Source organism: Empedobacter sp. UBA1574, assembly GCF_002322895.1.
Taxonomy (GTDB): Bacteria; Bacteroidota; Bacteroidia; order Flavobacteriales; family Weeksellaceae; genus Empedobacter; species Empedobacter falsenii_B.
Map to the genome: position 1 here is coordinate 45932 of NZ_DCOI01000036.1, position 21645 is coordinate 67576.

Annotated in this window: 20 protein-coding genes and 1 pseudogene; 12 read left to right on the top strand and 9 right to left on the bottom strand. The window is 31.5% G+C overall.

Translation table 11 applies throughout. The annotated features are described in order from the left end of the window. Positions 1 to 12 precede the first annotated feature (12 nt). Together B3578_RS12210 and B3578_RS12215 are read right to left on the bottom strand one after the other, a co-directional pair. Positions 13 to 966: an acetyl-CoA carboxylase carboxyltransferase subunit alpha gene (locus tag B3578_RS12210; protein ID WP_038334644.1), complete on the bottom strand. Its 954-nt coding sequence runs from the start codon at positions 964 to 966 to the stop codon at positions 13 to 15. Between the two features lie 157 nt (positions 967 to 1123). Next, positions 1124 to 2302 (bottom strand): thiolase family protein, encoded by a 1179-nt coding sequence (locus tag B3578_RS12215; protein WP_115001279.1) that lies wholly within the window; start codon positions 2300 to 2302, stop codon positions 1124 to 1126. A 193-nt stretch (positions 2303 to 2495) separates the two neighbouring features. Between B3578_RS12215 and B3578_RS12220 the strand changes: the two genes are divergently transcribed. From B3578_RS12220 to B3578_RS12230, 3 genes are all read left to right on the top strand, one after another. After that, on the top strand, positions 2496 to 3800 hold the full coding sequence (locus B3578_RS12220; RefSeq protein WP_291049058.1) for a M28 family metallopeptidase: 1305 nt from the start codon (positions 2496 to 2498) through the stop codon (positions 3798 to 3800). 463 nt (positions 3801 to 4263) lie between these two features. Beyond that, positions 4264 to 4836 (top strand): hypothetical protein, encoded by a 573-nt coding sequence (locus B3578_RS12225; protein ID WP_125349041.1) that lies wholly within the window; start codon positions 4264 to 4266, stop codon positions 4834 to 4836. Between the two features lie 117 nt (positions 4837 to 4953). Next, positions 4954 to 5400 (top strand): hypothetical protein, encoded by a 447-nt coding sequence (locus B3578_RS12230; protein ID WP_291049061.1) that lies wholly within the window; start codon positions 4954 to 4956, stop codon positions 5398 to 5400. A 61-nt stretch (positions 5401 to 5461) separates the two neighbouring features. Here B3578_RS12230 and B3578_RS12235 read toward each other — a convergent pair whose 3' ends face one another. Beyond that, complete coding sequence (locus B3578_RS12235; RefSeq protein WP_291049064.1) at positions 5462 to 6415, bottom strand: isopenicillin N synthase family dioxygenase; 954 nt, start codon at positions 6413 to 6415, stop codon at positions 5462 to 5464. Positions 6416 to 6705: 290 nt separating this feature from the next. Here B3578_RS12235 and B3578_RS12240 point away from each other — a divergent pair, with 290 nt between their 5' ends. Beyond that, complete coding sequence (locus tag B3578_RS12240; protein WP_291049067.1) at positions 6706 to 7137, top strand: hypothetical protein; 432 nt, start codon at positions 6706 to 6708, stop codon at positions 7135 to 7137. A gap of 76 nt (positions 7138 to 7213) precedes the next feature. Further along, positions 7214 to 8116, top strand: coding sequence for an oxygen-dependent coproporphyrinogen oxidase (gene hemF / locus B3578_RS12245; protein ID WP_291049071.1), 903 nt, complete (start codon positions 7214 to 7216; stop codon positions 8114 to 8116). Positions 8117 to 8160: 44 nt separating this feature from the next. Here hemF and B3578_RS12250 read toward each other — a convergent pair whose 3' ends face one another. Both B3578_RS12250 and B3578_RS12255 read right to left on the bottom strand, forming a co-directional pair. Further along, positions 8161 to 9606 (bottom strand): RtcB family protein, encoded by a 1446-nt coding sequence (locus B3578_RS12250; RefSeq protein WP_291049074.1) that lies wholly within the window; start codon positions 9604 to 9606, stop codon positions 8161 to 8163. A gap of 17 nt (positions 9607 to 9623) precedes the next feature. Beyond that, positions 9624 to 10715, bottom strand: coding sequence for a slipin family protein (locus B3578_RS12255; protein ID WP_291049077.1), 1092 nt, complete (start codon positions 10713 to 10715; stop codon positions 9624 to 9626). Between the two features lie 725 nt (positions 10716 to 11440). Between B3578_RS12255 and B3578_RS12260 the strand changes: the two genes are divergently transcribed. Both B3578_RS12260 and B3578_RS12265 read left to right on the top strand, forming a co-directional pair. Beyond that, entirely contained in the window at positions 11441 to 12460 is a 1020-nt protein-coding gene (locus tag B3578_RS12260) for a helix-turn-helix transcriptional regulator (protein WP_188319801.1), read from the top strand. 40 nt (positions 12461 to 12500) lie between these two features. Next, positions 12501 to 13250, top strand: a complete 750-nt coding sequence (locus B3578_RS12265) for a polysaccharide deacetylase family protein (RefSeq protein WP_286495817.1) — start codon at positions 12501 to 12503, stop codon at positions 13248 to 13250. 66 nt (positions 13251 to 13316) lie between these two features. On the opposite strand, the gene B3578_RS12270 is transcribed toward B3578_RS12265, so the two are convergent. Continuing rightward, on the bottom strand, positions 13317 to 13658 hold the full coding sequence (locus B3578_RS12270) for a phage holin family protein (protein WP_135836756.1): 342 nt from the start codon (positions 13656 to 13658) through the stop codon (positions 13317 to 13319). A gap of 134 nt (positions 13659 to 13792) precedes the next feature. After that, entirely contained in the window at positions 13793 to 15328 is a 1536-nt protein-coding gene (locus B3578_RS12275) for a glycine--tRNA ligase (protein WP_219035232.1), read from the bottom strand. Positions 15329 to 15532: 204 nt separating this feature from the next. On the opposite strand from B3578_RS12275, the gene B3578_RS12280 reads away from it, so the two are divergent. The 4 genes from B3578_RS12280 to B3578_RS12295 all read left to right on the top strand — a co-directional run bounded on the left by B3578_RS12280 (position 15533) and on the right by B3578_RS12295 (position 19366). Continuing rightward, on the top strand, positions 15533 to 16051 hold the full coding sequence (locus B3578_RS12280; protein WP_286495819.1) for a hypothetical protein: 519 nt from the start codon (positions 15533 to 15535) through the stop codon (positions 16049 to 16051). Positions 16052 to 16150: 99 nt separating this feature from the next. Then, positions 16151 to 16597: an HYC_CC_PP family protein gene (locus B3578_RS12285; protein ID WP_125349052.1), complete on the top strand. Its 447-nt coding sequence runs from the start codon at positions 16151 to 16153 to the stop codon at positions 16595 to 16597. A 128-nt stretch (positions 16598 to 16725) separates the two neighbouring features. Further along, positions 16726 to 18978 (top strand): TonB-dependent receptor, encoded by a 2253-nt coding sequence (locus tag B3578_RS12290; RefSeq protein ID WP_286495820.1) that lies wholly within the window; start codon positions 16726 to 16728, stop codon positions 18976 to 18978. A gap of 22 nt (positions 18979 to 19000) precedes the next feature. Then, positions 19001 to 19366: a heavy-metal-associated domain-containing protein gene (locus B3578_RS12295; RefSeq protein WP_221856639.1), complete on the top strand. Its 366-nt coding sequence runs from the start codon at positions 19001 to 19003 to the stop codon at positions 19364 to 19366. 67 nt (positions 19367 to 19433) lie between these two features. Here the strand turns inward: B3578_RS12295 and dnaJ are convergent, their stop codons facing one another. Both dnaJ and B3578_RS12305 read right to left on the bottom strand, forming a co-directional pair. Continuing rightward, positions 19434 to 20558: a molecular chaperone DnaJ gene (gene dnaJ / locus B3578_RS12300; RefSeq protein ID WP_286495821.1), complete on the bottom strand. Its 1125-nt coding sequence runs from the start codon at positions 20556 to 20558 to the stop codon at positions 19434 to 19436. Positions 20559 to 20572: 14 nt separating this feature from the next. Continuing rightward, positions 20573 to 21130 carry a nucleotide exchange factor GrpE gene (locus B3578_RS12305; RefSeq protein WP_286495822.1) on the bottom strand — a complete coding sequence of 186 codons (558 nt, stop codon included), beginning with the start codon at positions 21128 to 21130 and terminating at the stop codon, positions 20573 to 20575. A 362-nt stretch (positions 21131 to 21492) separates the two neighbouring features. Between B3578_RS12305 and B3578_RS14440 the strand changes: the two are divergent. Continuing rightward, positions 21493 to 21645: pseudogene (locus B3578_RS14440) on the top strand (IS982 family transposase); the annotation flags it as partial.

Below are 21645 nucleotides of genomic sequence, written 5' to 3' on the forward strand. Positions count from 1 at the left end.
TAAAACAATATTTTATCCTGAAAATTCTCCGAATTTGATGTAACGTTCTTGACGTTGTTGTTGTAATTCTTTTGGAGAAAGTTTTTTCAATTCGTTGTAAGTGTCTAAAACTTTATTTTTCAAGTTTGTGTACGCAACTTCTGGTTTGTAGTGTGCTCCACCAAGCGGTTCTTGAATGATGTCTTCAATTAATCCTAATTCTAACATATCAGGACCAGTTAATTTCATTTGCGAAGCAGCTTGCTCTTTGTAATCCCAACTTCTCCATAAAATTGTAGAACAGTTTTCTGGTGAAATTACAGAATACCAAGTGTTTTCTAACATGAAAACTTTGTTCCCAACTCCAATTCCTAATGCTCCACCTGAAGCTCCTTCACCAATTACAATTGTAATGATAGGAACTGTAAGTTTCAACATTTCATAGATGTTTTTAGCGATAGCTTCACCTTGACCTCTTTCTTCAGCTTCTAAACCAGGATATGCACCAGGAGTGTCGACTAAAGTCAAGACAGGAATATTAAACTTTTCTGCTAACTTCATCAAACGTAAAGCTTTGCGGTAACCATCTGGATTAGACATTCCGAAACGACGATATTGTCTTTCTTTGGTATTTTTTCCTTTTTGTTGACCAATAATCATAAAAGTTTGACCATTGATTTTTCCCATACCACCAACCATTGCTTTATCATCAGCAAAAGTTCTATCTCCGTGAATTTCGATAAACGTGTTATCTGTGATCGCGTAAGCGTAGTCTAAAGTATAAGGGCGAGAAGGATGACGAGACAATTGTACACGTTGCCATGGCGTTAAATTACCATAGATTTCCTTCTTTTTATTTTCAATTGCAATTTCAATTTCAACGCAAGCCTGTTTGATGTTAACACCGCTTCCTTCGCCGACGATTTGACAGCTTTGTAACTGTTCTTCTAAATCTTTGATAGGTTGTTCAAATTCTAAATATTCCATACAAAAGTGTTTGTTCAATCCAACAAATATAGAAAAGGTTTTTAAGCCAATTATAATAAATGTCGAATGTTTTTCAGATTTTTTACAAGTATTTTAATTTCAAAAGATAAAAAAGCGTCTACAGATTAGACGCTTTCATCGTGTATTTGATCTAAAATTAGATTTTTTCGATAATCATTGCAGATGCTCCACCGCCACCATTACAGATAGCTGCACCACCAATTTTTCCTCCGTTTTGCTCTAAAACATTTAATAATGTAACCAAAATTCTTGATCCAGAATTTCCAAGTGGATGACCAATAGAAACCGCACCACCATTTACATTGACTTTAGAAGCATCAAGGTTTAATAATTTAGTATTTGCAATTCCAACAACTGAAAACGCTTCGTTAAATTCCCAGAAATCAACATCAGCAGCTGTCATATTTGCTTTTTTCAATAATTTTTCAACCGCTTTAGCTGGTGCAGTTGTAAATTTTGAAGGTTCTTGAGAAGCATCAGCATAAGCAATAACTTTTGCAAGAGGTTTTAATCCTAATTCGTTTGCTTTATCTAAAGACATTAATACTAAAGCAGAAGCTCCATCATTAATTGTAGAAGCATTTGCAGCAGTTACAGTTCCGTCTTTAGAGAAAACAGCGCGCAAACCTGGAACTTTATCAAAGTTTACATTTTTATATTCTTCGTCTTCTTTAAAAATAACTGGTTCTCCTTTGCGTTGAGGAATTTCTACAGGAACAACTTCGTTGTCAAATTTTCCAGCAGCCCAAGCAGCAGCAGATTTTTTGTAAGAATTAATTGCAAACTCATCTTGCTCTTCACGAGAAATATTGAACTCAGTTGCACAAGTATCTCCGAAAAGTCCCATCATTTCTTTGCTGTAGTAATCTTGTAAACCATCGTTCACAATTCCATCTAACAAAACAGTATTTCCGTATTTATTTCCAGTTCTTGCATTTGGTGAATAGAAAGGAACCATCGACATGTTTTCCATTCCTCCAGCAACTACAACATCTGCGTCACCTAAACGAATTGCTTGTGTAGCAAACATTACAGCTTTCATACCAGAGGCACAAACTTTGTTTACCGTTGTTGCAGGAATTGTATTTGGTAAACCTGCTTTTATCATTGCTTGCTTAGCAGGTGCTTGTCCTTCACCAGCTTGCAATACATTTCCCATATATACTTCATCAACCAAAGATCCATCTAAGTTGATTTTATCTAAAGCTCCTTTAATAGCTGTTGCGCCTAAATCTGTAGCTGGAACGTTAGATAAACTTCCCAAAAAAGATCCCATTGCTGTACGAACAGCTGAAACTATTACGACTTCTTTCATTTAATTTGTGATTTGTTGTTTTTATTATGATAACTTAATAATGCAAGATATAAAATTTATAGTAGTATTAATTTGATTTACTTTTTAAAGATTTTTTAAATTTGTTATTGACTTAATATAGATAATTGATTTTTTTTGTTAAAATGATAATTATCTTAGAATAGAATATTTTTTGAAGAATAAAATGATTAAAATGCTGAAGAATAAAATGATATTATTTGGTTTGATTTCGTGTTTTGTAATTACAATCGGAAATGCGCAAACCTTTGATCAAAAATATTTTAAATCAATTTTAGATTCGCTTACGTCAAATTCGTTTGCTGGCAGAGGTTATGTAGAAAATGGAATGACAAATGCTGGAATTTATTTACAAAACGAATTTCAAAAAAATGGATTGAAGTCTTTTTCTAATCGTTATAATCAAACATTTACTTTTCCGATTAATATTATCAAAGATGCAAAACTGAAAATTAATGGAAAAGAATTAAAATATGGAATTGATTTTATTGTAAAACCAATTTCTAAATCAATTTCGAAAACCAATTCACCTTTTTATATTTTTGACACAAAAGCCTATGTGGAATCTTTTCAGTCGAAAGATAAAACGAGGGATTTTATTGTGAAAGATGATGAATCGCAAAAAGGAAAACATATTATTTTGCCGCCTTTAGTGACTTCTGTAGATTCTATTCAGAAATATTACAAACAATGGGCGAATATTTATGAGAAAAATGAAAATAAAAATCGAGCGATTTTTAGATTTACATCAGATAAATTGACTTCAAGTCTTAGTCAACGACAATCTTCTATTTCAGAATTTATTATTTCGGATAAATTTTATTCTAAAAATTTAAAAATAAACGATTATTCTATTGATTCAGAGTTAAATAATTCATTCGAAGCAAATAATATAATTGGTTACATTGACGGAAAGAACAATGATAGCGTAATTGTGATTTCTGCTCATTATGATCATTTAGGGAAAGTTGGACAAACTATTTTTCCTGGAGCGAGTGATAATGCGAGCGGAACTGCAATGATGATGGCGCTGATGAAGTATTATTCAAAACATCAGCCTAATTATAGAACAGTTTTTATGGCTTTTGCAGGTGAAGAAGCGGGGATTTTAGGCGCAGATTATTATGTTAATCATCCTCTTTTTCCATTGAATCAAATCAAATTTTTAGTCAATTTAGATATTATGGGAGCGGGCGATCAAGGAATTCAAGTTGTGAATGGTAAAGTTTTTAAAAATCAATTTGAAAAATTAGTTGAATTCAATCAAACAAATAAATACCTAAAAGAAGTTAAAATTCGAGGAGAATCGTGTAATTCCGATCATTGTCCGTTTTATTTGAAAGGTGTTCCGTCGTTTTTTATTTACACATTAGGAGGAAAAGGTTTTTATCATGATCCCAATGATACAGCTGAAAGTTTGGATTTGAGTTCCTCTGAAAAAGTATATAATTTGTTGAAAGCTTTTATTGATAAGCTATAAAAAAATAATCCGTTCAAAGTGAACGGATTACTAACCAACCTAAACTACTATAAAAAACTCTAAAAAGTAAAAAGAGTGCGAGTAATTCCAAACTTCATAAATCAATTTCGTTATACTCGTTGTTACTCTTTGTCTTACTATCTATGAATAAATTATTTGACACTGCAAATGTCTAACTTTTATGTCTTGTTTGGAAAAATTGTAAAAGATTTTATTTATAATAGTTATAGAGAATATTTATAATAAACGTTTGTTGTCGGATATTAAACTTTGTATTAATTTGTTAAAAATAAACAATAATAGTTAAAGTGTAATTGTATGAAAGCGTACTTTAACACCTTTTTAACTATTTGTTTACGAAAATATGATGAAATGATAAGATTTGAAATCTTTTCAACTAAATTTGATTTTTGAATCGTAAAGACTTCATAAATTTAAACAAATTTTAAACCAAAACGCCAAAATGAGACTTTTTTTATTGGTTTTTTCCTTACATATTGTGTTATTTGTTGATGCGCAAAATGTTAACCCAAATCAAATTCGAACAAAAATTTACGATACTATTTTACAAGATATCCAAAAACAAAGTTTAGAATTTCCGAACAAAAAAATTGTGGTAGATCCTACGATTAATAAGTTTGAAGATTATAAAATGGACGAATTTGGGCTGAAATTAGATTCGGCGAAATATCTACAAGACACTTCAATTTGTTCTAAATTAACAACCTATAAATGCGTTTCGAAATTTGAGATTGATAATTATTCGATTACCAATGTTTACAAAGATGAAGCAGATGCGTTATATCCTGACTTTTATGGGATTTATGCACCAATCGATTCGTGGTACAATTTGATTTATTATGCGGCTGTTAATCATTTTGAGAAGGATAGAGAATTTCAATTTAACGTCTTAATTCCAGTTCGAAATGTGCAAATGAAAAATAAAACGATGAAGGAAAAAATGTTCTTTTATAACGTTTTGTTTGATGAGCAATTTAAGATTCTAAAATTTGAAAAATTATTATTAAAACATTAAAATTCAATCAGAAAAGTTGTAAATTAGCAAGACTCAAATTTTTAATTGATGTTAAACGTTAGCGCTTATATAGACGAGCTTTTGCAGTTATCAAAAGGTAATTTACGAATTTGCCGCATGAATTGGTGGCTTTTAAAGTACGAAGACGAATTTGAGAAAGCGATAGAAGAAACGTCGTGTAAAAAGTGGCAGAGATGGCTTTATAATGGCGAACATCCGTATCCGTGTGTTTGTCCAAAGCGCGAAAAATTATGTGTTTTTATTGATTTATATCGCGAATTGGATCGTTTGACACAAGTGCAACGTTTAGAGAATTTTTTTCAAGAATATTTTCAAAAATTTGAGTTGATTAAAGATTCAAAAGAATCTTTGAGAAATTGGATGAATGATATTCGTCCAACGATTTCTTCCATTTATTTATTATTGGATAAGAATGATAATCTAAAAATTAGATTTTATAATTCGGATCCAGTTTTGGAAGTGGATATCAATAAAAATGATTATAAATACACCTTGTTGTGTTTGGATATTTTTAACTACAACATGTACGTAAGAGGAATGTAAAAGAAAAGAGAGTTGACGAAAATCAACTCTCTTTTTTATGAAATAATAGATTAAATATGGCTTATTTAATTAAACCAATTTCTCTTAAACGCTGAGTTAAGAAATCCCCAGCTGTAATATCTTCAAATTGTTTTGGATTTTCTTCTGTTACACAATCTTCTAAAACAGATAAGTCCATTTCAGAAACTGGATGCATAAAGAATGGAATAGAAAAACGAGATGTTCCCCATAATTCTTTCTCTGGATTAACCACTTGGTGAATTGTAGATTTCAATCTGTTGTTTGTGTGACGAGATAACATATCACCAACATTAATCACCAATTCGTCGTCAGCAGCAATAGCATCAACCCAAGTTCCATCGTGACGTTGCACTTGTAATCCACGACCTTGCGCTCCCATTAACAATGTAATCAAGTTAATATCTCCGTGAGCACCTGCGCGAACCGCATCTTTAGGCTCTTCTGTGATAGGAGGATAGTGAATTGCTCTCAAAATAGAGTTTCCGTTTTTCACTTTATCATCAAAGTAAAACTCGTCTAAACCTAAGAATAAAGCCAAAGCACGTAAAACGTAAACACCAGTTTTTTCTAATTGTTTGTATGTCTCTTCACCATAAGTGTTAAAACCTGGAACTTCGTTTACATCAACATTTTCTGGATAGTTGTATTTCGCTTTATCTTCTTCAGTTAAATACTGTCCAAAATGCCAAAATTCTTTCAAGTCACCAACAGTTCTACCTTTAGCATGTTCGTTTCCGAAAGCTGTATAACCGCGTTGACCACCAATTCCTTCTACTACATAAGTTTGTTTTGTTTCTGTAGGTAAAGCGTAAAATTCGCGAACGCTTTTATATAAATTTTCAACTAATTCGTCAGATAAAAAATGTCCTTTCAAAGCAACGAATCCGATTTCTTCGTATGCTTGTCCAATTTCGTTGACAAATTTTTGTTTTCTTGCTGGATCATCAGATAAAAAGTCTGCTAAATTAACCGATGGAATTCCGTTTTGTGACATTTATATTTTGTTTTATAAAATTTCTTCTGCAAAGGTATAGAAAGATTTCTTTTGTGAATAATATTGTTAATAACTTTTTTGGATTGCTATTGGTTTGATTTAAAATTAAATCGTTTAAATGATTTTAATTGGCTAAAATATTTATTTTTAATGCTATTAAGTTTATTTTGAAGGTTCTATTGATTTTGATAAATATAAGTATTTACTATTTAAAATTGTATTTTAATATATATTACTTATAATTCTGATAATGGATATGGGTTTTGTTATATTACAAAAAATTAAAATGAATGAAATTACTATTTACTTTTTTATTATTTAGTTCAATTGTCTTTGCTCAAGAAAAAGGGAAGGCTAGGATGATGATTTATCCTGGTTGTGAAAAATTTGAAAAGAAAGGTGTAAAGAAGTTAGCAGACTGTTTTAGTAAGGATTTTAATAAACAGCTATTGCTTGAAGTTGAACAGGTGTTAAAAAATAATGGCTTGACAATTAATGAAATAAATGTAAATGCAAAAGTTAAATTTGAGATAAATAAAGAAGGTGAATTTCAAGATTTAGAAATAAATGGGAATGATTCAGAAAAATTACTTATAGAAGAGGCTTTTGTGAATTATGTTTTAAAATTGAAAAAAGACAACAAAAAAATAATTCCAACTTTTACTGAAAAAGGAGAACCTGCAAGATTAATTTTTGATATACCATTTAAAATTATAAATTAAGGTTTGAAATTTTATTAATCTTAAGGCTAATTTTATCACAAGGAGATTTCATTCTATATTTGCAAAAATATTTATGATGAAAGATCAATTTTTTCAATATATACAAGACTTACAAAGTAAAATTATAGCCAAACTTGAAGAAGTTGATGGTAAAGCTAAATTTTTACGAGATAATTGGGAACGCGAAGAAGGAGGTGGTGGATTATCTTGTGTTTTAACTGACGGAGCTGTTTTTGAGAAAGCTGGCGTTAATATATCTAAGGTTTATGGTGAATTACCAGAAACCATGCAAAAGGCTTTGAATGTTTCTTCGGGTAAATTTTTTGCTTGTGGATTGAGTTTGGTTATTCATCCAACAAGTCCACATATTCCGACGACTCATGCAAATTGGAGATATTTTGAAATGTATGACAAAGAAGGAAATATTGTCGATCAATGGTTTGGAGGAGGTCAAGATTTGACGCCATATTATTTGGATGAAAAAGATGTGATGCATTGGCATACGATCTGTAAAAAAAGTTGTGATGCGCATGATGCGGCTTTTTATTTAAAGTATAAAGAAGAATGTGATAAATATTTTTGGAATACGCATCGAGAAGAAGCGCGTGGAATAGGAGGTTTGTTCTTTGATTACTTGAAACCAACTTCAGAAAAAACAGTTGAACAATGGTATGATTTCGTAACAGAAGTAGGAAACTCATTTTTGGAGGCGTATATTCCGATTGTTGAAAAACACAAAAATGATGAATTTTCTGCTGAACAAAAGGAATGGCAAGAAATTAGACGAGGTCGTTATGTAGAATTTAATTTGATTCATGATAGAGGAACTTTGTTTGGTTTGAAAACCAATGGACGAATAGAATCTATTTTGATGAGTTTACCCAAACATGTACAATGGCATTATAATCATCAGCCAGAAGAAGGTTCTGAAGAATATAGATTAGTAGACGTGTTAAAACATCCAAAAGATTGGATTTAATCAATAAAATATAAAATGCCTGAACAATTTGTTCAGGCATTTTTTTAATCTTCTCTTGATCCGTCATCAGCCATTCTGACCATTTTAGGCGTAAAAGTAGCCACAACATCAACGAGATCTTGTTGCGCTGCCATTACTTCGTGAATATCTTTATATGCCATCGGCGCTTCATCTTTTCCACCGCCAATTAATGTAATTCCAAAATCGTTCAAATAATCATTTATCTTGTTTTGTGATAATGATTTAATTGCTTGTGTTCGGCTCATTTGACGACCAGCACCATGCGAAGCCGAATGAATAGAATTTTCTTCACCTTTTCCGCGAACCAAAAATCCTGGCGCAGTCATAGAACCTGGAATAATTCCCATCACATCTTTAGAAGCTGGCGTTGCACCTTTTCGATGAACAATGACTTCTTCGCCGTTGTAAATTTCTTTCCAAGCAAAATTATGATGATTTTCTACTTTAGCTAAAACTTCTGCACCGATAGATTTTTTAATTTTTTGATGAATAATTTCGTGACAAGCCGAAGCATATTCACCAGCCAAATTCATCGTAATCCAATATTCTTGACCTTCTGCAGAATCCAAATCCAAATAAGCTAAATTTTGTGCTTTATACGGAAGTTTACAAATTTCTTTTGCAATTTTTGTATAATGTCCAGCGATTGTAGCACCGAAACCTCTCGATCCAGAATGCGTTAATAACGCTAAATACGAACCTTTTTTGATGTTCAGTTTCTTATCATCTTCTTTGAAATCAATCAGACCAAATTCTACAAAATGATTTCCTCCTCCAGAAGAACCCAATTGCGACCACGCTTTATCTTTTAAATTTTGAATAAATGAATTTGTTTCGAATTTTGCATCATCCAAAATCTGATGTTCGGCTTTGTATTGACCATGAAAACCATGTCCTGCACCAAACTTTGTGTTTTTTATTAAAGTTTTTTTTAACGAATCATGATGCTCAAAATAATAAGAAGCAGGTAAATCATAAATCGATAAAGCCATTCTACATCCAATATCAACGCCGACACCATAAGGAATAATTGCATTTTTTGTTGCTAAAACTCCGCCAATCGGTAAACCATAACCTTGATGAGCATCTGGCATTATTGCGCCGGCAACTGTTACAGGAAGTTTCATGGCTACTTTCATTTGTTCTAAAGCACCATCTTCAATATTTTTTGCACCATAAATGTTGAAATCGTTCGGATTTTCATTCAATTCAATTAAGTTTTCATCTTGTTGAGGTAAATGAATTCCATTGATAAAACCATTTGCAAGCGTTTTGAAAATTTTATCTTCTAAGAAATCTTGTGGCGAAGACAAAACTTGCGCATATTTATCAAGCATTTCGGCTTTTGTATAACCATTTCTTTTTCGGTTAATTTTTAAGGCAATTCCTAAAATTTCATTCTCAGGATAACCCAAGGCAATCAAATCATTTCCATTAATTGGTTTGTTTTGTTGTTCAGTTGTTTTCATATAATTTGGTTAGAATATTATTTAGTAAACAATGTTTTTAGTTCATTTAACACATTCGATCCACCAGAAATTGAGATTTCTCCCACTTTATCGGCAATTTTTTCGATGTATTCCATTTCTTTTAATTTCCATAACGTTTCGTTTTCTTCCATCAATTTCGCAGTGTTCAATAAACTTCTTGTCGAAGCAGTTTCCTCACGACGCGTAATCGAATTAGCTTGAGCCGTTTTTTCGGCAATCAAAACACGGTTCATAATTTCTCTTATTTCTCCAGGAAGAATAATGTCTTTCATACCTGCGTCAATCAATTTTAGACCAATTTCTTGGAATTGAGCTTGATATTTTTGAATGATATAATTCGTTACCGAATTTTTATCTGACATCAAATCATCAAAATTCATGTTTCCAATAAATTCTCTCAAACCTAATTGAATCGCTTGATAAATCATTTTTTCGAAATCTTTGTTCGATTGATAAGCGTTTAACAAATCAGTAATTTGATAATTTACCATAAAATTGATTCGTAATTGCGCTTTATCTTTCGTCAAAATTTCTTGTCCCGAAATTTCAATTGTTTGCGGACGCATATCAAAAGATACCATCGAGATTTTAACTTCGTTGTTATAAAATTTATACTCGCCAGCTTTTAAAACTGAATTAAATTCATTGTCTTTAAATAAAATTCCTTCATGATAAGTTGGAATAGAAATAATACGAATCGCACCAGCTTTTCTTAAAATATCTATTTCTCTTTTTGTTAAATTCTTAATTTCGTCAGTAGAATTTAAATCAAATTTTACAGCTTTTAATTGAGTCGAATTTTTCCAAATCATCACGTTTTTATTGTAAAATGAATCATAGATTTGATTGTTTTTGTAAATAATCAACACTTCGTTATGTAAAACTTCGATAAAATCTACCATCGATTTCAATGTTTCATTTTCTAAAAATATTGCATAGTATTTTTCATCAATTATTTCGTTAATGTTTAATTTTTCGATGTTTTTATTAAAAAAAATCCAATAGTTTCCTTTTGTATAAATTTTTTCTACTTCGTTATTTTTGATATAGATTCCAATTTCTTGGTTGTTAATTGGTAATTTTTTCATTATCTAATTTTTTATAAGTTTTTACTATTTTATATTTCTCCTTTATCGAAGAATCTTTTTCTAAATTTTTTAATTAAAAAAGCTAAATCATTTTCCTTTTTTAAAACGGAATTTGAAGTTTGAGCAGCTTATTTTGATTTCTTGTTTTAATCATTTTTTTCAAATCATTTTGACTTGATTTTTTAGTTTAAACTTTTGAAATCAATCATCAACTAAAGTTTCAAATTCAGGTTTTAAAGAAGTTTTTGATCTTATTTCAAATTCATTTCTAGGAAATATATTCTCTATTCGAAAAGAAAACTTTTTAGCTTTTGTTTCCAATGGTACCCTTTCGGGCGATAAACAGATTAAAGTCTGTGTGAATTGCTCTACCCACTGAGCTATTTCAGTTTCCTGAAAGTAGGAATCGAACCTACGACCCATCCGCTGGAGATTTTAATTATTCAGAATAGAAGTGATGAAACAATTTCTACTACAATGCTATACTGAAACATTTGTCAAGGAATAATTAAAATCGTTTGGTTTTTAAACCTTTGACAAAGTTGGAGTAGAAGTGTGCAAGTGAATTGCGCAATAAAATATTTTTTCGAAATAATTTGTAAACGATGATTAACAGAGGGTTTTATATTGAAAATATTTTGAATAAAATTTGAAATAAAAATTTCTGCGCAAATAGATTGCGTACTTTGATTTGAAATTTGTAGTATTGAACAAAGAAATCAACCATGGCAACCAATAAAATTGCATTAATACGTTATCAAACGATCGATAAATGTCTTCAAAATCATTTCAGAAAATGGACATTAGAAGATTTGATAGAAAAAGTTTCGGAAGCTTTGTATGAATACGAAGGAATAACTTCTGGCGTTTCGAAACGGACAATTCAAAGCGACATTCAGGTGATGCGAAGTGATAAATTGGGTTATCATGCGCCAATTGTTGTTCGAGAAAAAAAGTTTTATGAATATGAAGATCATAATTATTCGATTCATAATTCGCCTGTTTCGTCTGCAGATTTAGATAAAATGAAAGAAGTGATTTCGGTGATGAAACAATTGAATGGTTTTAATTATTTTGATGATATGAACGAGATTATTACGCGTCTCGAAAATAATTTATCCAAGCAAACTCATCAACAACCAAATTATATTCAGTTTGAGGAAAATGCATTGTTAAAAGGTTTGGAGCATTTGAATCGATTGTATCAAGCAATTGTGAAGAAGCAGTCTTTGCTGATTTCTTATCAATCGTTCAAAGCAAAAAATCAAGAACCAAAACAACAAGTTTATTATCCGTATTTGTTGAAAGAATACCGTAATCGCTGGTTTTTATTGGCTAAATCGAGAAAAGATAAAAATTTGTATACGTTGGCTTTGGATAGAATTGTTGAGTTTTATGAATTGGCAAATGAACCTTTTATCGATGAGCAAGAAATTAATTTTGATACGTATTATAACAATGCGATTGGTGTAACGAAAAGTGTGAAAGAAAGGGAGCAGCGTGTTGTTTTTCGTGTGAATAAAAAATTAGCGCCTTATGTGGTGACAAAGCCAATTCATGCTACGCAAAAAGTGTTGGAAGTGACGGACGAAGGAACTTTATTTTCGATAGAAGTTGTACATAATTTTGAGTTGGAACGTGAGCTTTTAGGTTTTGGAGAAGAAATAGAAATTCTTGCTCCAAGATTAGTGAAAAAAAGAATCAAAACACGGTTAGAAAAAGCATTAGAAAAATATAAAAAATAGAATTTCTTTCATACATTTAATTCATTAAAAACTAACTTAAATGATATGGAATAAAAGAATAATGACACTTTTGAGTGTCTTTTTATTAATCTTCTCGACAAGTTCGTTTGCACAGAAAGCGAGTGATTTTGTGAAGAAATATATCTATTTAACTTTTGATGATGGGCCTTTGAATGGAAGTGAAAATATTGATGAGGTTTTCAAAAATGAGAAGTTAAAAGTGACTGTTTTTCTTGTTGGAGAACATGTGGAGAAAAATAAAACAATGACGAATTATTTTAAATATTACGAAGATAATCCGTACATCGAAGAATGTAATCATAGTTGGACGCATGCGAATGATCAATACAAAAAGTTTTATAGTAACGAGCAAACGTCGGTTGAGGATATTTTGAAAAACCAATCGATACTAAAATTACAAGATAAAATTGTTCGTTTACCAGGAAGAAACATGTGGAGATTGGACGGAAAATCGAAGAATGATGGAGCTTCTGGTGTACAAACGGCTGATGGTTTAGCAAAGTTGGGTTATAAAGTTATTGGTTGGGATTTGGAATGGACGCATCATGGAAAAGATGGAACACCGGTGCAATCTGTTCAAACGATTTATAAACAAATTGTTAATCAATTAGAATCGAATAAAACCTTTACAAATAATAATATAGTTGTGTTAATTCATGATGAGATGTTTCAGAATAAATGGGAAGAGTCCGAATTGAAACAATTGGTTGATCTTCTTAAAAAACATGATAACTATATTTTTGAGCAAATAAAATTTTATCCTCAATAAAACTTTTATAAAATACAAAAGCTGTCCAATTTTGGACAGCTTTTTATATGTAATAATCTGTATAAATTAGTCTCCCATCATTCCTCCAACTAAAGAATTGACAATTGCTAAAACAATACCAAATAATAATGCATACCAGAATCCGTCCACATGGAAACTATCTCCCATAATTGCACTTGCTAATAAGATAATGATTGCTGTAATCACAAAAGAAAATAATCCTAATGTTAAGATTGTTACAGGTAAACTAATAAAGTTTAAAACTGGTTTTACAACAGCATTTAAAAGTCCAATAACAAGTGCAACAATAATCGCAGAACCATATCCTTTTACAGATACTCCAGGTAAAATGTTAGCAAGTCCGAAAACAACTAATGCTGATACCAAAAGATTAATAATAAAGCCCATAATTTGTATTTTTTAGATTAATATATCTAAATTAAAATCAAAAGCTTTGCCAAATTGTTAAAAATTTTAATAAAAATAAAAAAAGCTCAGAAATTTCTGAGCTTTAGTATTATTGTATTGAGAAGATATTCTTTTTATAATTGTTCAAAAAGATATTTCATGTTGACTTCTTTGTCGATAATTTGAGCTAACTCATTAATATTAACACGTTTTTGCTCCATTGTATCACGGTAACGTAAAGTAACAGAATTATCGTTTAATGAATCGTGGTCAACAGTGATACAGAAAGGTGTTCCAATCGCATCCATACGACGGTAACGTTTACCGATAGTATCTTTTTCTTCGTACATTACGTTGTAATCTAAACGTAATTTCTTCAAAATTTCTTTCGCTAATTCTGGTAAACCATCTTTCTTTACCAATGGTAAAACAGCAGCTTTAATTGGCGCTAATGCAGCTGGTAAAGATAATACAACACGTTCTGATCCATCTTCTAAAACTTCTTCTTTCAATGAATTTGAGAAAACTGCTAAGAACATACGATCCAAACCTACAGAAGTTTCTACAACATAAGGTGTGTATGATTCGTTTGTTTCGTTATCGAAATATTGAATTTTTTTACCTGAATGTTGTTCGTGTGCTTTCAAATCGAAATCTGTACGTGAGTGAATTCCTTCTAATTCTTTGAATCCGAATGGGAATTTAAACTCAATATCAGCAGCAGCATTTGCATAGTGCGCTAATTTTTCGTGGTCGTGGAAACGATAATTTTCATTTCCTAAACCTAAAGTTTGATGCCAACGTAAACGTGTTTCTTTCCATTTTTCGTACCATTCTAATTCAGTTCCTGGTTTTACGAAAAATTGCATTTCCATTTGTTCAAACTCACGTTGACGGAAAATAAATTGACGTGCAACAATCTCATTACGGAAAGCTTTACCAATCTGAGCAATTCCGAAAGGTAATTTCATACGTCCAGATTTTTGTACGTTCAAGTAATTTAAGAAAATACCTTGAGCCGTTTCTGGGCGTAAATATAAATCCATTGCTTGATCTGCTGTTGCTCCTAATTTTGTTCCGAACATCAAGTTGAATTGACGAACTTCTGTCCAATTTTTAGAACCAGTTACAGGATCAGCAATTTCTAATTCTTCAATCAAAGCTTTTATATCGTCTAAATCTTCGTTTTCCAAAGATTTTCCCATGCGCGCTAAAATTGTATTGATTTGATTTTGATATTCTACAACACGAGGATTTGTCGCAACAAATTGATCTTTATCAAAAGCATCACCGAAACGTTTTGCAGCTTTCGCAACTTCTTTCTCTATTTTACCTTCAATTTTTGCACAATGATCTTCAATTAAAACATCGGCACGGTAACGTTTTTTAGAATCTTTGTTATCAATCAAAGGATCATTAAACGCGTCAACGTGGCCCGAAGCTTTCCAAGTAGTAGGGTGCATAAAAATAGCAGAATCAATGCCGACAATGTTTTCGTGCATTTGTACCATTGCTTTCCACCAATATTGTTTGATGTTATTTTTTAGCTCAGCTCCGTTTTGACCATAATCGTAAACGGCTGATAATCCATCATAAATCTCACTCGATTGAAAAATGAAACCATATTCTTTCGCATGAGAAACTACTTTCTTGAAAATATCTTCTGACATAATTAATTGTGTGTTCTTATTTAAAGTGCAATTTTAGTGATTTTTGATGACTATTGAGGTATATTTTGATAAAATCGTAAGGCTTTAATCGCTTATTCTATTTTTTGAGAAGATTATTAACAAAATGATTGATTTTACTATTCGAGTTATTTCAATTTCAATCAAAAAAAACATACTTTTAAATCATTAAAAAATGATAACCTTATGAAAAAGTTTATTCTTCCTATTCTATTATTAAGTTTTGTTACAAGTTGTAATTCTAATAATTCATCTAGTTCATCAACAGAAAATAAAATTGAAAGTGAAGTGAAAGATTCGGTTAAAGAATCGGATGTTAATTATAATGTTGCGCTTGATTTTATGAATAATTATGTTGATTATATCATGGATACAATTGTTAAAATAAACGAAGATGAGTATATCAAGCAAAATGAATTGTTGACGCAAAGTTTTAAAGATCGATACAAATTTGTGCAAGATTCTGCTTTTAAAGTTGAGCCAGAAGTTGGGTTGGATTTTGATCCAATTGTCGATGGACAAGATTTTCCTGATAAAGGATTTAAAATAAAATCGATTGATAAAGCAACAGGTTTAGTGACTTTGCAAGGGATAGATTGGCAAAATTTTGAAGTTGTTTTGAAAATTGTTAACGAAAACGATAAATCGTTGGTAAATGGTTCTGGGATTATTAATATTCCGACGAACAAACAGGCAAGAAGATAAAGTGATGAAAACTGAAAATTCTATAAGAAACTTTGAAAATGATATAAATTTCAGTTTGTTTTGATTTGAATTTTTTGTTTATTTTTGTCCAACATGAAAATGCAACATTACATAAAGTATGTTTTGTCGGTGGTTTTGATTTTTTCAAATCTTAGCTACGCATTTTCTATGCATTTTTGTCAAGGAGTGGTGGAGCAAGTGAAGTTGAATCATTTGGATAATAATTCGCACGAAATGGGAGTTTCTACTTCGTGTTGTCCTCCAAAAACAGAAAAAAAACATTGCGAATTACCGGAAAACAATAAATCTAAAAAAGATGATTGCTGTAAGGATATTTCATATTCGGATAAGTTTGTAGAAAAGCAAACTGTCAAAATTCAAAAACTTATTCCGATTAGTTTTATAGTTTCTGAAATTCTTCAAATTAGAATTCCGATTCAAGATGAAGAGGTGAGCAATCAATCTAGTTTCCTTGATTTTTATGTTGCGTCAAATGCACCGCCAAATTATATACTCAATTCTCAGTTAACATTTTACGAAGGGTAATACCCGTTTATTTTTTGATTAAATTAATCAGAAAACAATACGCTATTATCTAAATATTAAAGTATTTGATGAAAATCTAATCAACAAGTACACAATAATAAATAGGCATTGAGCCTTAAATCGTAAAAATGAAAAAAATATTCACTTCAGTATTTATACTAAGTGCTGCGTTTTCTTACGCACAATCTACTTTAAAAGGAAAAATTACAGATCAAAATCAACAACCAATCGTTGGAGCAGAAGTGTTTTGGCAATCGTCAGATATTACTGTTATTACAGATGAAAAAGGAAACTTTGAGATCGAAAATTATCAACCAACCTCAATTTTAGGTGTTTTTTATGACAATGAAACAACAACTTTTAAGGAATTAAAAGACGAATTTCAGAATATCACCATCAATGTAAAAGATCATTTTGGGGATACTTCGTTGAATGAAGTTGTGGTTCGTGATACAAGTAGTTCGCTTAAAAAATCGAAGTTTGCAACCAATATGACGACAATGACTGGAAAAGAATTGTTGAAAGCAGCATGTTGTAATTTAGCTGAATCTTTCGAGACAAATCCTTCTATTGATGTCAATTTTTCGGATGCTGTAATGGGAAATAAGCAAATTAAAATGTTGGGTTTAACCTCTCCTTATATTTTGATTGCAGAAGAAAATATACCAAATGTTCGTGGAGCTTCGCAAGCTTTTGGGCTTAGTTTTACGCCAGGAACTTGGGTAGAAAGTATTCAGGTGACGAAAGGTGCGGGAACGGTGATTAATGGTTATGAAAGTATTTCTGGGCAGATTAATACAGAATTAATCAAACCTTCAAATGATATTCCGTTGTTTGTGAATCTTTATGGTTCTACAGATTCGCGCTTCGAAGGGAATGTGCATTTGAACAAAAAATTGAATGATAAATGGAGTACTTCTTTGTTTATGCATGGAAATGCACGCGTTTCGAAGAATGATATGAACGATGATGGGTTTTTAGATAATCCGCTTGGACATCAAGTTAATGTGATGAATCGTTGGCAATATCAAAACTTAGAAAAAGGTTGGGTTGGATTTTTATCTGCAAGATATTTGAATGATACAAAACAAGCAGGACAAGTTGATTTTGATAAAGATCGTGATAAATTAACAACAAATTATTGGGGGTCAGAAATCAATACAAATCGTGTGGATGTTTCGTCAAAAATTGGGTATGTTTTTCCAGAAATGCCTTATCAAAGTATGGGATTACAAACGGCGTTTAGCTATCATAAACAAGATTCTTACTTTGGATTGAATCAATATGATATTGAGCAACAAAGTTTTTATTCCAACTATATTTTCAGTTCGATTATTAGCAATACAAAAAATAAATTCTCTACAGGAGCGAGTTTTACGTATAATAAATTCAAGGAATTTGTAGCGCTTCCGATTGATGCGAATTATGATCGAATTGATAATTCTGCAGGAGCATTTTTCGAATATACGTTTGATAATATGAAGAATTTCAATATGATTGCTGGGCTTCGTGGAGATTATCATAATCGAATGGGATTTTTCTTAACACCTCGTTTGCATACACGTTATACACCTGTAAAAGGAACAACAATAAAAGCATCGGTTGGTCGTGGAAAACGAATCAATAATATATTTGCAGAAAATCAGAATTTATTTGCTTCTTCAAGACAATTTAATATTTTGGGCGATGGAAATGGAAAAATATATGGTTTAGATCCAGAAATTGCATGGAATTATGGATTTAGCGTAACTCAAGAATTCAAATTATTTGGAAAAAATGCTGATGTTACAGCAGATTTTTATCGAACAGATTTCGAAAATCAAATTGTGACGGATATCGATTATTCAGCGCGCCAAGTTAGGTTTTATAATTTAGAAGGAGATTCGTATGCAAATTCGTTCCAATTCGATTTTAATTATAATCCATTTACGCATTTCAAAATTAGAGCATCATACAAATATTATGATATAGCAACCGATTATGAAAACGGAAAATTAGAACGTCCATTGCAAGCGAAGCATCGTTTCTTTACAAATCTTGAATATGAAACACATGAAAGAAATGGAAGAAATTGGCGTTTTGATGCGACGTATAATTGGATTGGAAAACAGCGTTTACCAAATACATCAGATAATTTGCCAGAAAATCAGTTGAATGAATATTCGAATCCATTTGGGACAATTAATTTCCAGATTACACGTGTTTTTTCAAAACATTTTGAAGTATATATTGGAGGAGAAAATGTAACGAATTATCAACAACATCGCGTAATTTTAGGAGCAGATAATCCTTTTGGTTCAAATTATTTCGATAGTTCGATTGTTTATGCACCAATTTTTGGACAAATGTATTACGCTGGATTAAGATTTAGTTTAAAATAAAAATCATAAAAAATATAAAATAATGAAAAAATTATTAGCCTTTGCTTTGGTTGCGACTTTAGGAATTAGCGCACAAGCACAAAATAAAAATGCGAAACACGATTTACACGTTAAAGGAAATTGTGGACAATGTAAAGACCGTATTGAAAGAGCGGCTTATGGTGTAAAAGGCGTAAAATCTGCTGAATGGGATAGTAATACGCAAAATTTACATATTATATTGAATGAAAAAAAGAGTAAAGTGGATGATGTAGAAAACGCTGTAGTAGCGGTTGGACACGATACTGATAATAAACGTGCAGAAGAAAAAGTGTACGGAAGTTTACCTTCTTGTTGTTCGTATGATCGTGAAGGTTCAGCTGGGGAAGCTAACACGCATAGTCATTAAAAGATTTTAAAATATAAAAAAATCCATCTCATTTGAGATGGATTTTTTTATATCATTTGATTTTCAATTACTGAAACATATCTTTCACACGTTCAAAGAATGATTTTTCATTTTTCGAAGGTTCTGGTGAGAAATGATCATCGTCTCTCATTTTTTCAAAATACGCTTCTTGATCTTTCGATAAATGAGTTGGTGTCCAAATGTTAACATGCACAAATAAATCACCTTTTCCGTAACCGTTCAAATCTGGTAAACCTTGACCTTTTAAACGTAATACTTTTCCTGATTGAGTTCCTTTGTCAACTTTAATTTTCACTTTTCCGTTAACCGTCGGAATTTCTTTCGAAGCACCTAAAACAGCATCAGGAATAGAAACATACAAATCAAAATGTAAGTTGTTTCCATCACGTTTTAATGTATCGTGTTCTTCTTCTTCAATCAAAACAAGTAAATCACCAGGAATACCATCAAAAGGCGCATCGTTACCTTTTCCACGAACTTGTAATTGAATTCCTTCTCTTGCTCCAGCAGGAATTTTAAGATCGATTGTTTCCTCAACTTTGATTAATCCTTGATTATTTGCTCCCGAAGGAATTTTGTCTGCAACTTTTCCTACTCCTTGACATGTTCCACAAGTTGTAGCAGTTTGCATTTGTCCTAAAAATGTGTTGGTAACACGAACTTGTTGTCCAGAACCGCCACAAGATGGACATGTTTTAGATGTAACGCCATCTGCTTGTTTAAAACGTTTAACTTTTACTTTCTTTTCGCAACCGTTAACCATTTCTTCTAAGTTCAATTTTACGCGAATACGCAAATCAGAACCTTTCATTCGACGTGGACCACGAGATTGACCTCCAAATCCACCACCGAATCCTCCGCCTCCAAAGATATCGCCGAAATGAGAGAAAATATCTTCCATATTCATTCCGCCGCCACCGCCGAATCCTGCGCCAGCAGCTCCGCCCATTCCTGCATGTCCGAATTGGTCGTAACGTGCACGTTTGTTGTCGTCGCTTAAAACTTCGTAAGCTTCTGCAGCTTCTTTAAATTTATCTTCTGCCTCTTTGTCACCAGGATTTTTGTCAGGGTGATATTTGATGGCAAGTTTACGATAGGCTTTCTTGATATGCTCTGATGTTGCAGATCTTTCGACCTGCAATATTTCGTAATAATCTCTTTTTGATGACATTTTCTTAATCTAAATTATAATCCAACAACAACTTTAGCGTAGCGAACTACCACATCATTTAATAAATAACCCGTTTCTACAACGTCTACAATTTTTCCTTTTAAATCCTCTGTTGGAGCAGTAATTTGAGTAATTGCTTCGTGTAAATCAGTATTGAAATCGTCTCCAGCTTTAGTTTCCATTTCTTTCAAACCTTTTGCACGTAACGTTTCTACTAATTTATTATTGATTAATTCAACACCTTGATGTAAGCTGTCGTCTCCAGACTTTTCAATTTGATTTAAAGCGCGTCCAAAATCGTCTAAAACAGGCAATAAAGACGTAATAACTTCTTTATTTGCTGTCTTGAAAATGTCCATGCGTTCGCGCGAAGTACGTTTTTTGAAGTTGTCAAACTCTGCAAATAAGCGTAAATATTGGTCTTTTTCTTTTGCTAATTGTTCCTTAACAATTTCTAATTCTGACTTTCCAGCAGTTTCTTCTTGTGGTTGTTCTACAGTGTTATCACTCTCTTGAACGTTTTCTTGAAGATTCTCGTTCTCTAATTCTTCGTGTATATTTTGGTCAGACATATTCTTATTAGTTTTTTTGTTTCTGATTGAATCAAATAGTTTGCCAATGCCCATTATGTGTCGTTTTGTCAGATTTTAAATAAAAAAGAAGCACTTCTGTCGCGAGAAGTGCTTCGGTAAATGTATAAAGTTTTTTTTGATTTGAGTTTTACTTTGAGGATGCGAAGTTGAAATGAATTCAACTTGACAAAGAGCGTATAAAAAAACATTTTATTCTTTACAATTATCTTAGCCTGTCTTTTTGTCTTTCCATTTTTTTGGAAAAAAATTAGTATAACCCGTTGTGCATTTTGATTAATAAAGAATAAAGTTGTTCATTTGATTGAAAATCAGTAAATTGTTTTAACTACAAAACATTTACAATGAACAACTTACTTGCAAATTACGAAAGAATATTGGAAGTTCTACGGAAAATATCAACAGATACACTTTTAATTTATCAACGTAGAAGACCTAAACTTTTTGATTTAGAACTTATCAGTCTTGTCTTAACTGCTGAATTTATGGGTATTGAT